Origin of the sequence: Subtercola boreus, assembly GCF_003399635.1 — a bacterium.
Lineage (GTDB): Bacteria > Actinomycetota > Actinomycetes > Actinomycetales > Microbacteriaceae > Subtercola > Subtercola boreus_B.
Genome location: NZ_NBXB01000011.1, coordinates 190,338 through 204,066, shown reverse-complemented (window position 1 = coordinate 204,066; position 13,729 = coordinate 190,338). Strand labels below are relative to the sequence as shown.

Sequence of the window (13,729 nt, the reverse complement as noted above, 5' to 3'; positions counted from 1 at the left end):
TGTCGCAGACGCCCCCGAACGAACAACGAGGAAACATGCCCCGCGCTCTCATCACCGGAATCACCGGCCAGGACGGCCTCTACCTCGGAGAACTCCTCCTGTCGAAGGGGTACGAGGTGTACGGCCTCATCCGGGGCCAGAACAACCCCAAGCGCGCCCTTGTCGAGGCAACGCTGCCCGGCATCAAGGTGCTCACCGGTGACCTCACCGACCTGTCGAGCCTGATCCGTGCCCTCGAGGCCGCGAAGCCCGACGAGTTCTACAACCTCGGCGCCATCTCGTTCGTCGCGTATTCGTGGGAGAACGCGTCGCTCACCACCGAGGTCACCGCGAAGGGTGTGCTGAACGCGCTCGAGGCCGTTCGCCTCTATTCGGGTGACGATCCCCGCAAGGTGCGCTTCTACCAGGCCTCCTCCAGCGAGATGTTCGGCAAGGTGCAGCAGGTGCCGCAGGATGAGGACACCCTCCTCTGGCCGCGCTCGCCCTACGGCGTCGCCAAGGTCTTCGGCCACTACATGACCATCAACTACCGCGAGTCGTACGGCATGCACGCCTCCTCCGGTGTGCTGTTCAACCACGAGTCGCCCCGTCGCGGCCCGGAGTTCGTCACCCGCAAGGTGTCGCAGGCCGTCGCCCGCATCTCGCTCGGCCTCCAGGAGAACATCGTGCTCGGCAACCTCGACGCGCGCCGCGACTGGGGCTTCGCCGGCGACTACGTCGAGGCGATGTGGCTGATGCTCCAGCAGGAAGAGGCCGACGACTACGTCATCTCCACCGGCGAGACGCACTCCATCAAGGAGCTGCTCGAGAAGGCCTTCAGCGTCGTCGGCATCACCGACTGGGAGAAGTACGTCGTGCAGAACCCCGAGTTCATGCGCCCGGCAGAGGTCGACCTGCTCATCGGGTCGAGCGCCAAGGCGGAGTCGAAGCTCGGCTGGAAGCCCAAGGTCGGCTTCGCGGAGCTCGTCACGATGATGGTCGAGAACGACGTCGTCGAGCAAAAAGCTCTCGCCGGGCTGTAGGCCGAAGTGCCCGTCGCACTCGTCACCGGAATCTCAGGGCAGGACGGCTCGTACCTCGCCGAGTCCCTGCTTGCCGACGGGTACGAGGTTCACGGCATCGTCAGGAACAGCACAGAGGAGAACCTGGCGGCGCTCGGCTCCCCCGCGAACCTGAGGCTGCACTCCGTCGACCTGCTGGCCCCGGATGCCCTGGAGTCCCTTCTTCGTGACGTCAGGCCCGACGAGCTCTACTCGCTCGCCGCAGTCTCCTCGGTGGCCGCGTCGTGGAACGACCCGGTGATGACCGGTGCGATCAACGGGCAGGTCGTCGTGCGGTTGCTCGACGCCGCTCACCGCCTGCAGGAGGAGCACGGGCATCCGGTGCGGGTACTGCACGCGTCGAGTGCCGAGATCTTCGGGCAGGTCGCCGAGACACCGCAACGGGAGACCACGGCGATCAGGCCCTCCTCTCCCTACGGCGCCTCGAAGGCGTACGCGCACCTCTCTGTGGGCGTCTTCCGCGGGCGGGGACTGCATGCGTCGAACACGATCCTCTACAACCACGAGTCACCCCGCCGCCCCGAGGCGTTCGTCACGCGGAAGATCACGGCGAGCGTGGCACGGATCAGCCGGGGCCTGCAGGAGGGCCTCGAACTGGGCAACCTCGACGCCCGGCGCGACTGGGGCTGGGCACCCGACTACGTCGAGGCCATGCGGCTCGCCGTGGCGGCACCGGAGGCGGGCGACTTCATCGTCGCCACCGGCGTCTCGCACACGATCTCCGATTTTCTGGATGCCGCATTCGCCCGGGTCGGCATCGACGACTGGTCGTCGCTCGTCAGCGTGAACCCGGCGTTCGTTCGTCCCGTCGACCCCGCCGAGCAGCTCGGCGATGCGAGCCGTGCCCGGGACGCCCTCGGCTGGTCGCCGTCGGTCGACTTCGAGACCCTGGTGGCGCGGATGGTCGAGCACGACCTCGAGCTCCTCGACGCGTGACCCGGGTGACGACCTCCGTGCCGGGCGCCGCCTCGCTCCGTGTGCTCTTCGATGCCACAGCCATCCCCGTCGATCGCGGGGGCGTCGGCCGTTACGTCGAGAACGTCGTGGTCGAACTGGTGCGCTCGGGCGTGCCCCTCGCTGTCGTCTGCCAGCCGCGGGACAGGTCGGCCTTCGCGGCCGCCGGGGTCACGCGGGTGATCGAGATCGCGGGCTGGGGTGGGCGGGCATCCGGTCGCCTCGTCTGGGAACAGCTGGTGCTGCCCGGGCTCGCGCGCCGGGCAGGGGCGGCGATCATCCACTCTCCGCACTACACGTTCCCCCTCTTCACGAGGCGGAAGCGGGTGGTGACGGTGCACGACCTCACCTTTTTCACCGCCCCCGAGGTGCACGGCCGCGTGAAGCGGGTCTTCTTCCGCAGCTGGATCAGGGCGGCCCGCCTGCTGGGCGTCACCGTCGTCACACCGAGCCGCGCCACCGCCGATGAGTACCTGCGGATCACCCATGCCTCGCCCCGGAGTGTGGTCGATGCGCCGCTCGGCTACGACAGCACGATCTTCCACCCACCGGCAGTCGCCGAGTTGGAAGCCTTCGAGGCGAGCCTGGTTCCGCCGGTCGCCGCCGGCTGGGTCGCCTTCCTCGGCACCCTCGAACCCCGGAAGAACGTGCGGGCGCTGGTGCAGGGGTTCACGGAGGCTGTGCGCGACACGCCGGCCGCGTCCCGCCCCGCGCTCCTGCTCGCGGGTGGCAGCGGCTGGGACGACTCCGTTCCCGCCGCCGTCTCCGACGCGGTCGCCGCCGGAGTCGACGTGCGGATGCTCGGCTACCTGACCCTCGAACAGCTCCGGGCCCTGCTCGGCGGTTCCCTCCTGACGGCCTACCCGAGCCTCGGCGAGGGGTTCGGCCTGCCCGTGCTCGAGGCGATGGCGAGCGGATCGGCCGTGCTCACCACCCGCCGTCTCTCGCTGCCCGAAGTGGGCGGAGACGCCGTGCGGTACACGGACGTCGACTCCGCGAGCATCGGCCGCGGCATCCGGCAGCTGCTCGCCGACCCGGCGGAACGCGCCCGTCTGGCGGTCGCGGGAGCAGCTCGTGCGGCAGAGTTCACCTGGGCGGCCTGCGCCTCGCGGCATGTCGAGGCGTACCGGGTGGCGGTGGCCTCGTGAACGCCTCAGGGACCGCATCGGATCGCCCCTCGCCCGCCGCCTCGCCTTCCCCCTCGCCCGCGGCGCAGGTGGCTCTCGTGACCGTGAGCTACTTCTCGGGAGACGACGTGCTCACCTGCCTCGCCTCGACTTCTGCAGCGAGCTCGGAGCCTCTCGACCTGATCGTGGTGAACAACGCCCCGGGCGACGATCTGACGACGGCGACCGCTCCCTCCGCCGCACGGATCCTCTCCCCGGGCAGGAACCTGGGCTACGGCGGCGCGGTCAACTTCGCTGCCCAGAGCCTCGCGGCCGAGGCCCGCTTCATCCTCGTCACCAATCCCGACGTGGTCTTCGAACCGGGCAGCATCGACGAGCTGCTCGCCGTGATCCGGGCCGACGACACGATCGGCGCCGTCGGCCCCCGGGTGACGAACGACGACGGCAGCATCTATCCGTCGGCCCGCGATGTGCCCTCGCTCACCTCGGGCGCCGGCCACGCGGTGTTCCACCGGGTCTGGCCCCAGAACCCCTGGTCGAAGCGGTACCTCCGGGCTGACAAGTCGAAGACGAGCGGCACAGAGCCGATCGAATCGGGCTGGCTCTCGGGATCCTGCATGCTGGTGCGTCGCGATGCCTTCGAACAGGTGGGTGGGTTCGACGACCGCTTCTTCATGTACTTCGAAGACGTCGACCTCGGTGAGCGCCTCGGCAACGCGGGGCGCCGGGTACTCTACGCCCCCACCGCCACCGTCCAGCACACCGGAGGCACCAGCACCCAGCGGGTCTCGGCTGCCATGCTGAGCGCGCACCACCACAGCGCATACCTCTATCTCGCGAAGCGGTACCACCGCTGGTACCAGCTGCCGCTCCGGGTGGCGCTCCGGGTGGGTCTCGGTGCCCGCGCCGCTGCCGGAAGGATACGAGGATGAGCGACACAACGGCCGAATCGACGGGGAACGGCGTGGCCGAGCGGGTCACGACTACGAGTGACGCGACGGAGCGTGACACGACTACGAGTGGCCTGACGGAGCGTTCACCCTCCGTGGCCGAGCGCGGCCTGCGGATCGCGGGCATCGCCTTCTGGGTGCTCCTCGCGGCCGGATTCCTGCTGCGCCTTCTCCTCGTCTTCACCCCCGCCTTCTACGTCGACTCCGACAACGCCATCGTCTACCTGATGGCGAAGGACATCTCCGATGGGGACCTGACCTTCTTCTTCTGGGGCCAGACCTACGGCGGAACGCTGCTGCAACTCGTCGCGGGCGGCGTGATGGCCATCGTCGGGGCGCACATCGAAGTGCTCTCCGTGGTCGCGATGCTCTTCTTCGTCGGAGGCGTGCTGGTGCTGCGGTTCATCGCCACGAAGGCGTTCAGCCCGCTCGTGGGGAATGTCGCCGCCATCCTGTACTGGTTCTCAGGCTTCTACACCCTGCGCATCTCGATCAGCGAACCGGGTTTCTATGGCCCGAGCCTCGTTCTCGGCCTCGGTGCCACGGCACTGGCGCTCCGGCAGCCGGTACGCCGACCCCTGCTGCAGTGGGCGCTCGTGGGACTCGCCGCGGGCCTCGCCTTCTGGCAGTCGCCCATGGGGGCGGCTCTCGCAATACCCGGTGTGCTCATCCTTCTGGTGCGAAGCAGACGGCACTGGTACCGCATCCTGGTCGGCATCGCCGCGGCGATCGTCGGTGCCCTGCCGTGGCTGGTGATGTTCGCGAACTCCCTCAACGCGCTTGCCCCGAAGAGCGACGGCACTCACCCCGGGCTTCGGAGCTTCGCCACCCTGTTCACCAGCACCATGCCGAGCATCTTCGGCCTCCAGGGCACCGTGGTCGGCTACCTGACGGCTGCGATCTGCCTCGCCCTGCTCGCTCTGCTCGCTGTGCTCGCGGTGCTGGGCCGGAACGTCTGGGTCGCCGCCCTGCTGGCCGGAACGGTGCTCGCCGTCATCGTGGTGGTCGTCGGCGCGGGCACGACCCTCGGCCCGAGCGACTACCGCTACACCGTCTTCGTGCTGCCGTCGCTGGCAGTCGCCGTTGCATGGCTCGTGATGCGCATCCGGTACCGGCTCGTGGCCGGGATCACCGCGATGCTGCTCGTGGCAACGCTCACCGTCGTGCAGGTCGAGAGCCTGTTCCCGAACCTCTCCTTCGGAACCCAGAGCCGCTACATCGTCGGCGACATCCGATCGCTCGGGCAGTACCTCGAAGACCAGAACCTCGCCGCGGTCTACGCCGACTACTGGGTCGCCTACTCCCTGACCGCGGCGACCGAGGAGCGCGTGACGGCGGCCGGGCTGACGAACGACCGGTATCCGCCCTACCAGCAACGGGCCCTGCAGGGCGACGAGATCACGGTGGTTGTGCTCGAGAACAACGAGAACGACACACGGATGCAAGTCGCCACCGACCTACCGCCTTTCACTCGTGCGGTGCATGCCGGTTACGCCATCTACACCTTCCCGATCACGTTCGACGTGATGTACTATCCGTGGTCGCTGTTCTGACCCCAGACCGCCCGGAACGCGCAGTCTGACGCCGGAGCCTTGTAATAGGATGACTGCGATATGCCGAGTACAGACCAGGCCAGTGCCACCTCCCCCTCCGCTCTCAGCGGAGCACACCTCATCGCCGCCTCCCAGGTCGACGCCTGGATCCAGGGGCTACATGCGGCCGGCGATCTCGACGGCCCCTCGGCCCAGGAACTGCAGGCGAGTTTCAGCTGGCGGGTGACCCGGCCCATCCGGGCTGTGCGTGCGCGGGAACGGGTTGCCCTCCTCCGCCAGCAGCGCAGAATCCTCTTCCCCCGGCAGGCGCGCGTGACGTCGGGCGTCGACCACGGTCGGCAGGCCTTCGAGCAGCGCGTGCGAACCGTCGCCCCGGCGCTCCTGCCGCACTCGGGCGCGGCCGAGCTCCGGGCGCTGCCGCTCGAGCGTGTGCTGAGCGAGCTCGTGCAACAGGTGCAGGGCTCCGGCTCGAAGGCCGAGCTGTGGCTGCTGGTCATCGCGGTCAGTGGATGCTTTCCCGACCAGCAGATGCTCTTCGGGCTCGCCCGCGACATCGTGGGTGTGAGCGGCTCCTCTGCCGCCCAGCGCATCCTGAACCACAGTGCCGTGTGGACGCTCCGCTACCACGCCCAGCTCCGTACGATCAGGCTGGTCAGCACGGAACCGGTGGTCTTCACCGACCAGACGGCGAAGTTCGGCTTCAACTCGGGAATCCAGCGGGTGACCCGGCAGACCGTGTCGCGCTGGGCCGGCCGCGAACGCTTCCAGCTCGCCGCCCTGACCGACGACGGCGCGGCACTCCGCACCCTGTCGGCCGAGGAGTCGGCACGCGTGCTCGACTGGCAGGGCGACGACGACCGTCACCGCGACGACGAGAAGACAGAACCCGACGAGACCGCCGCCGAGCTCGTCGTCCCCTGGCAGACCACGGTCTTCTTCCCCGAGGTGCCGGTCGGCCGGGGAACGGATTCGCTCGCCGCGCTCACCAGATTCTCCCCGAACCGCACCGTCGCCATCGGCTACGACACCATCCCTGTCTCGAGCGGGCATCTCGTGCACCGTGGGCTCAGCGGGCTCTTCGTCTCCTATCTCTCGACGATCAAGTACGTCGACGAGATCCTCGCGATCTCGAACGCGACCGCATCGGAATTCATCGGCTTCAGCGAGGCCCTCGCCACACAGGGGCTGCCCGGGTTCGAGGTGAGCACCCTGCACCTGCCGATCGAGCACATCCCGGCCGACGACGGTGAACCGCCTGCCGAGGCCTCGCTGCCCGTTGTGCTCTCGGTCGGCAGCAACGAGCCGCGCAAGAACCAGCTCGCCGTGATCTTCGCGAGCGAGATCCTCTGGCGCGAAGGGCTGGAGTTCTCGCTCGTGCTGCTCGGCGGCCGAGGCGACAGGCTCTACACGGACATCCCGGATGCCGTCGCTGCGCTCCGCGACCAGGGCCGGCAGATCGAGCTCCGTCGCGATGTCGACGAGCACGCACTTGCCGCCGCCTACCGGCGCGCCCGGTTCAGCGTGTTCATCTCGTTGCAGGAGGGCTACGGCCTGCCCATCGCCGAATCCCTGGCGGTCGGCACACCCGCCCTCGCCACCGAGTACGGCAGCACGGCAGAGATCGCCGCCGGCGGTGGATGCGTCACCGCCGACCCCCGCGACGACCGGTCGATCGTCGACGGCATGCGCGCGCTCCTCACCGACGATGCCCTGCTCGAACGCCTCCACGACGAGATCGAGGCGCGGGACGACAGCACCTGGGAGGCGTACTCGGCAGACGTCTGGAAGGTCGTCTCGGCGCCCGCCGCATCGGCCCCAGCCGCATGGGCCGGCGCCGCACAGAAGCCGACAGGAACACAGAAGTGAAACTCTCAGAATCGTCGAACCTCCGGGCACTGCTCGAGGCTCTCGGTACCCCTGCTCCCGCCGAGGCGAGTGCCGGCGAGGTGCAGGACGCACTCGCGGCCTCCCTCCAGGCAGCCATCGACGCCGGCGGCCGCTGGGACGACCTGTGGCTCGTCTGGAGCACCCTCCGCGGCGAACTCCCCACCGAGGAGGAGCTTGTCGTCTTCCAGCGGAACGCGACGCTGAACGGCGCGGGCGAGGCACTCCGCGGCCTTGGCGAACGCGCGGACTCGAGCATCTTCGGCCTGAGCGCCGAGGTCGAGATCCTCACCGACGCCATCGTCATCGACGTGCACAACACGAGCAGCACCCGCGTCATGTCGGGCATCCAGCGCGTCGTGCGGGAGACCGTGGGGCTGTGGGCCCAGGAGCACGAGGTCGTTCTCGTGGCGTGGACAGAGAGCCGCAAGGGCCTCCGCCGCCTCACCCCGCGCGAAGAGGCTCGGATGAGGGGAGACGACGAAGAGGCGATCGTGTCGCTCGCGCCCGCCCGTGAACGAATCGTCATTCCGAACGGCGGCAGGGTGTTCGTCCCCGAGCTCTCCGCCGATTCCGAGCGCGCTGAGCGTTTTCTCGCCCTCGGCGAGTTCGCCTCCTCGAAGCTGGCCTTCATCGGCTACGACTGCGTTCCGCTCACCTCGGGTGAGACGGCCGCGGGCGCCATGGCCGCCCACTTCCCGCTCTATCTGGACGCTGTCGCCTACGCCGACAGGGTGGCCGCGATCTCCCAGTCCACCGCTGACGAATTCGACGCCTGGAAGAAGATGCTCCCCTCGTCGGGTCGCACGGGTCCGGATGTTCGCACCGTCTTCCTGGGAGGCGACTCCGCCGCTCCCTCGGAGGTGGACCTCGCCGCCGTCAAGGCGGAACTCGAACTCAGTGACCTGCCGGTCGTGCTCGTGGTCGGCAGCCACGAACCACGAAAGAACCATCTCTCCGTGCTGCAGGCGGCCCGCGCCCTCTGGACCCGTGGAGAACAGTTCCAGCTCGTGATGATCGGTGCGGGCTCGTGGAACAGCGCGCCCTTCGATCAACTCAGCCAGCACCTGCAGGACGAGGGCTGGCCCCTGACCGTTCTCTCGAACGCGTCGGATCACATCCTCGGGGCGAGCTATCGCCTGGCCACGGTGTCGATCTTCACCTCGTTCCACGAGGGCTTCGGGCTCCCCATCGTGGAGTCGCTCCGGGCGGGAACGCCCGTCATCGCTTCAGATCTCGGCAGCATGGCCGAGATCGCGGCGCACTACGGCGGCGTCATCGGTGTCGACCCGCACTCCGACGAAGCGCTCGAGGCCGCCCTGCACTCGGTGCTGACCGATCCCTCGGTGCTCGAGGGCAAGAAGCGCGACCTCGCGGGCAACGACTACCGGTCGTGGAAGTCGTACGCCGACGAGGTGTGGGAGTACTTCACGGCGTGAGCCGGGTGGATGTCGCGAATCATGCTCAGGGAGTGAAGCGTCAGGGCGTGAAGGCCCAGAGCGTGATCGTGGCGTCGCCGGCCGCCGTGGGGTAACTGCGGGAGTCGACGAACGTCAGCTCCTTCGCGTAGTAGGTGCCCCAGTCGAACGGGGTGCATGCACTGTCGGTCAGCACCCACTTCACGTCGGCAGCCGTGGCGCCGGTGGCGATCTGGAATCCGTTCACCCGGTCGGCGTTCACGTTCCGTACTGCCGCGTAGTCGGTCGGCCAGGCCATGCCCTCGTTGAAGGTGGCGACCGGGGCGCCGTCGGAGACGATCTTGAGACCCTCCACATCGATGCAGGCGTCGGGATTCACGAGGCCGGCGCCCGACTTCGGCACCTCCTGCCCCAGCTCCCCGATCGCGCGATACCTCGGGGTGTTGTAGTCGATGAAGGTGTGGAGGCCCGCGAGGTTCCGGAAGGTGCGGAAGTCGACGGCGGAGATGCCCGCGGCGGCGATGCAGACGATGACGACGACTCCGGCGACCACGACGGAGACCGCGGAGCGCGGAGCGCGGAGCCCGGCGGCAGCAGGGGCGGCGGCGGCAGCAGAGGCGGCGACACCCACGGCCCCCCGTCTCGGCAACCGCAGGTAGGAGACACCCACCATCGCGGCCATCGGCACCGTCACGAACGAGACCAGGCAGAACGTGTCGAGCCAGAACCGGTACGGTTCCTGGTTCGCCCCCCAGATGTCGTTGGTCGAGGTGAGCGCCCACGCTGCGATCGATGCCACCGGGAACGCGATCCAGAGCGCGTTCCGCCGATGGATGCCCGCCGCCAGGATGCCCAGCAGCGGCAGCAGCAGCGCGCCCGCGCCGAGGATGCCCCGGGCATCCACGCCCAGGTCGACCGACGAGGCGACCCGGTAGGTGAGGAACGGGTCTTTGGAGACGATACCGAGCATCGTGGCGATGATCTGTGGGGACGCCGCGGCCGCGAGCGCAAGCAGCGGCACGAGTGCCCTGAACCGGAACCGCACCACGAGCGAGACGAGCGCCGGCAGCGCAGGGACTGCGCCGAAGGCCAGCGTCGCCAGAGGCCCGAACGTCGACGCGATCGAGGTGCCCACCGCGAACACCAGAACGATGAGCGCCAGCGAGAGGGCGATCATCCAGACCCGCCGGCGTGTGGCCAGCACGTAGGCCGAGACGGCGAACAGGGCGAGGTAGGCGCTGGCGAGGAATCCGTAGGTCTGCACGTTCGCGGTGAGCCCCACGAAGGCGGCCGCCACCGAGTAGAGCACCACGCTGCCGACGCGCGAACGCACCCGCAGAAACGTGACGAGCGCAGTGAGGATGCCGATGGCCCCTAGCGAGAGCGCGACCGTCTCGCCGTTCAGCGTGTAGAAGACGCCGAAGGGCCCCCAGAGCACCGCGTGGGAGGCCATGTTCGTGTACCAGCCGCCGGCCGAGATCGCATTCGCGAAGGTGCCGAGCACGAACGGCACCGGCGCGATCAGCGGAAGCCACCAGCGCCGACTGACCAGATAGATCGCTGTACCGATCGCCGCAATCAGGATCGCCTGCACCAGGAAACCGCCGACCGACCAGGCCTGCAGCGGGTTCAGCCCCACCAGGCGCGCGAGGGTGCCGATGACGTTGTAATAGAGGTGCGGATAGGTGTTGGTGCCCGAGTTGGTGAACGGCTCCACGCCGGCGAGCCGGCCGTCGGCGGCATTGGTGACCATCGACATGTACGAGAGCTGGTCGCCGGGGAAGTAGTTGCGGAAGGAGCTCCAGGCGAAGTCGGCCTGCGCGAAGAGGTACGACCATTGCAGCCAGATGTGGAGGCCCACGCCGCCCACGACCGCCACCGCTGCCGCGGGGCGACGGAGGAGGGGTCGGCCGGAGACAGGGCCGGCGGGCAGGGCGGGAAGGGGAATCGTCATCGTCAGTACAGTAGTGCTCCGTCGACCCACAGCGTTCCGCCCGTCGTGTTCTCGTAGAGCTCGAAGCGGAGGCTCTGGTGCTCCGCCGCGAGCGGCAGCGTGACGTAGACGTGCGTCCAGCCCGAGCCGCTGGCCGTGAACGGGGATGCCTGGACCTCCGTGGTGCCGCCGAGCCCCCAGAGCGCCAGGGTGCCGCTGAAGGTCTTCGTGGGATCGGCCGGGCGCACCCAGACCTGGGCCGTGTAGGAGTCACCGACGATGGTGTTCCGCGCGACATCCTGTTTCAGCGAGCTGCCGGCCGTGCCGGTGTTGGTAGCGAGGAAGTACGAGCCGTTCTGCGCGGAGACACCCGAGGCCGCCGAGCTGTAGACCGCGGTGTTGATCGAGCCGTTGCCCACGCCCCAGCCGCTGAACGAGCCGTCCTCGAACGATCCGGCGGTCAGGATGTTGCGGCTGAGCGATCCGTCGTCGAGGTAGAGCGTGTTGGAGGTCTGCTGCAGGTAGACCTCGGGCTTCAGCGTGGTGACCGAGCTCGGGGGGATGTCGGTGGTCACCGACACCCTGGTCCACTTCGAGGTCGCCATGAAGTCCCGGGTCGAGACGACGGGAGCCGATCCGCCGAGGCCCCAGAGCGCGAGGCGTCCGGAGTACGTCGACCCGGGAAGGGCCGCGCGCACCCAGATCGAGAACGTGTAGCGCCCGCCTGCGGAGGTGGCGACGGGAACCTGCTGGGCGATGGAGCGGCCCGGCGTGCCTGTGTTCACGGCCCCGAACCACGATCCGGAGTGGCTGGCGGACGGATCGTTGTAGATCGCCTGGTTCATCTCGCCGTTGCCCTTCACCCAGCCGCCGAGGGAATTCTCGAAACCGGGTGCGGAGAGCAACTCCTTCAGCGGAGGGGCCTGGCCGAAGACCAGGGTCGCGTTGTCCATGAAGAGGGTCGTCGAGGTGGAGTCCATGTAGACCTCGAGCCGCACCGTCTGGTGGGCGGACTGGCGAACGGGGAGCTTCACCGTCACCTGTTGCCAGGTGTTCCCGACGGAGTACGACGTGGAGCCGCCCTCTGTCGTTCCCCCGATCCCCCAGAGCGCCACCCTGCCCGTGGCCGCCTCACTTGTCGCCGACCGCAGCCAGATGGTGGCGGTGGCCTGGCCACCCACCTCGACCGTGCGCTGCACGTTCTGGGCGATTGAGCGGCCCGGCACGGTCGTGTTCGAAGCGAAGAACCAGGATCCGTTCTGGGCGATGGCGGGATCCTTGTAGGCGACCTGGTTCACCGCGCCGTTGCCGGGGCCCCAGCCGGCCGAGCCGCCCTCGAACGACGGCGAGCGGAGGCCGCCGCCCGTCGGGTCGCCGAACCACGTGGTGAAGTAGACCCAGAAGTTGCGATTGCCGTAGGCCGAACAGGCGTCGCCCGTGCCGCCGAGATTCGCCAGGGCAGCGGCATTCGGCTGGTACGGCGTGTAGATGTAGAGGTTCGCCGTCGCCTGGTTCTGGATGAACACCGGCGCCGATCCGCACGAGGCGTTCGGGTTGTAGAGGATGTTGTTGGTGCGGCCCGGCTGGTAGCTCCACGAGGTGCTGTTCTTCGCGTAGCGCTGGAACTGGCTGGCCGCCGAGTAGACCTGGTTGAAGAAGCCGTAGTAGGTGGCGTCGCAGGCTGCCGTGTCGGGGCAGCCGTAACCGAGCGCCGACCGGTACTGGCCGGCCGTCGTCGACCGGGCGTCGACGAGCCCCTGCTCCTTCTGGAGCATGACGAGGATCACCTGCGGGTTGATGCTGCACGCCACTCCCACGCGCACGATGATCTGTGCGGCCGTCTCGGAGCTCCGCCCGGTGTAGGCCGAGCAGTAGGCAGAGGCGGCCCGCGAGTTCGTGGCGCTCGAGAAGTCCTTCAGGCAGGTCGAGCCGCCCGACGTGATGCAGCTCGATCCGTGGTCAGTGAGGAAGCCCTGCACCGCACTCTCGCTCATCGTGGTCGAGTCGAAGAAGGTCGCGTCGCTGATGATGTTGCCGGGGTCGAACGACGACCCGCTGAGCGCCGCGGCCGACTCCGGCTGCAGGGTCTGCCCCACAGCTGTCAGGCCCGCGGCGAGCACGACCACCGTGACGAGGGTGCCGATAGCCCGCCTGAGGCGGCTTCGGTGGTGGATGCTCGGGGAGTCACTCACGGAACGTCGACCTCCTGGCCGGGTGAGGTGCCGCTCGATTCCGCCGACGAGTACACGACGACGACGGTCCAGGCGCCGGTGCTGAACTCCGGGGACGTCAGGATGTTCGACCCGCACTCGGTCGAATCGGCGGAGGGGCTGGCGGGGAAACTCTGCGAGACGCTCTGCGACTGGAACGTGGCGGTGATGGTGCACGTTCCGCCTGTTTCGACGAGGCCCGGCACGGTGGCGCTCACGGAGATCCCGTTCTGCTGCACGTCCCAGGCGGCGAAGGAGATGAACGGGGTGGCCGCGGGCGGCGCCGGCGGTGCGGGAGGCGTCGTGACCGAGGGTGTGGGGGTCGGGGTGGGGCTCGGCGTCACGGTGGGCGTGCTCGTCGGTGTCGGCGTCGATGTCGGCAGCGCGGTGCGGGTGGGAGTGCTCGTGGGAGTGGGCGTCACTGTCGGGGTGGCCGAGGAGGTCGGGCTCGCAACATCCGTTCCGCCCCGGGCCAGAAGCAGCCAGGCCGTTCCGCCGAGCGCCGCCAGAACCACGATTGCCACGACGACCCAGATCCACCACGTCGAACGACGTTCACCGTTAGCGATACCGATCGGTCCCCTCGTCTCACGCCGGGCAGCGTGAATCGCCCCCGGCCCTGCAGGTCACCGTCGAGGC

General features: G+C 68.7%; 10 protein-coding genes. 7 read left to right on the top strand and 3 right to left on the bottom strand.

Annotated features, from left to right (window positions below):
- Window positions 1-35 precede the first annotated feature (35 nt).
- The 7 genes from B7R22_RS03460 to B7R22_RS03430 all read left to right on the top strand — a co-directional run bounded on the left by B7R22_RS03460 (window position 36) and on the right by B7R22_RS03430 (window position 8,968).
- Window positions 36-1,022: a GDP-mannose 4,6-dehydratase gene (locus tag B7R22_RS03460; protein ID WP_116410407.1), complete on the top strand. Its 987-nt coding sequence runs from the start codon at window positions 36-38 to the stop codon at window positions 1,020-1,022.
- Between the two features lie 6 nt (window positions 1,023-1,028).
- Window positions 1,029-1,997: a GDP-mannose 4,6-dehydratase gene (locus tag B7R22_RS03455; protein WP_116410406.1), complete on the top strand. Its 969-nt coding sequence runs from the start codon at window positions 1,029-1,031 to the stop codon at window positions 1,995-1,997.
- Entirely contained in the window at window positions 1,994-3,163 is a 1,170-nt protein-coding gene (locus B7R22_RS03450; protein WP_253258855.1) for a glycosyltransferase family 4 protein, read from the top strand. The genes B7R22_RS03455 and B7R22_RS03450 overlap by 4 nt, the downstream gene beginning before the upstream one ends.
- A gap of 77 nt (window positions 3,164-3,240) precedes the next feature.
- Window positions 3,241-4,074: a glycosyltransferase family 2 protein gene (locus B7R22_RS03445; RefSeq protein WP_253258854.1), complete on the top strand. Its 834-nt coding sequence runs from the start codon at window positions 3,241-3,243 to the stop codon at window positions 4,072-4,074.
- Complete coding sequence (locus B7R22_RS03440; RefSeq protein ID WP_116410405.1) at window positions 4,071-5,645, top strand: hypothetical protein; 1,575 nt, start codon at window positions 4,071-4,073, stop codon at window positions 5,643-5,645. The genes B7R22_RS03445 and B7R22_RS03440 overlap by 4 nt, the downstream gene beginning before the upstream one ends.
- Window positions 5,646-5,705: 60 nt before the next feature.
- Complete coding sequence (locus B7R22_RS03435; protein WP_116410404.1) at window positions 5,706-7,511, top strand: glycosyltransferase; 1,806 nt, start codon at window positions 5,706-5,708, stop codon at window positions 7,509-7,511.
- Window positions 7,508-8,968 carry a glycosyltransferase family 4 protein gene (locus tag B7R22_RS03430; protein ID WP_172582180.1) on the top strand — a complete coding sequence of 487 codons (1,461 nt, stop codon included), beginning with the start codon at window positions 7,508-7,510 and terminating at the stop codon, window positions 8,966-8,968. The genes B7R22_RS03435 and B7R22_RS03430 overlap by 4 nt, the downstream gene beginning before the upstream one ends.
- A gap of 40 nt (window positions 8,969-9,008) precedes the next feature.
- Here the strand turns inward: B7R22_RS03430 and B7R22_RS03425 are convergent, their stop codons facing one another.
- From B7R22_RS03425 to B7R22_RS03415, 3 genes are read right to left on the bottom strand one after another with little or no spacing between them, the layout of a single operon-like run.
- Window positions 9,009-10,901 carry a DUF3488 domain-containing protein gene (locus B7R22_RS03425; RefSeq protein ID WP_116410402.1) on the bottom strand — a complete coding sequence of 631 codons (1,893 nt, stop codon included), beginning with the start codon at window positions 10,899-10,901 and terminating at the stop codon, window positions 9,009-9,011.
- A 2-nt stretch (window positions 10,902-10,903) separates the two neighbouring features.
- Window positions 10,904-13,072 carry a carbohydrate binding domain-containing protein gene (locus tag B7R22_RS03420; RefSeq protein WP_116410401.1) on the bottom strand — a complete coding sequence of 723 codons (2,169 nt, stop codon included), beginning with the start codon at window positions 13,070-13,072 and terminating at the stop codon, window positions 10,904-10,906.
- A complete protein-coding gene (locus B7R22_RS03415; protein WP_116410400.1) occupies window positions 13,069-13,614 on the bottom strand; it encodes a hypothetical protein in 546 nt (181 codons plus the stop codon). The genes B7R22_RS03420 and B7R22_RS03415 overlap by 4 nt, the downstream gene beginning before the upstream one ends.
- Between the last annotated feature and the right edge of the window lie 115 nt (window positions 13,615-13,729).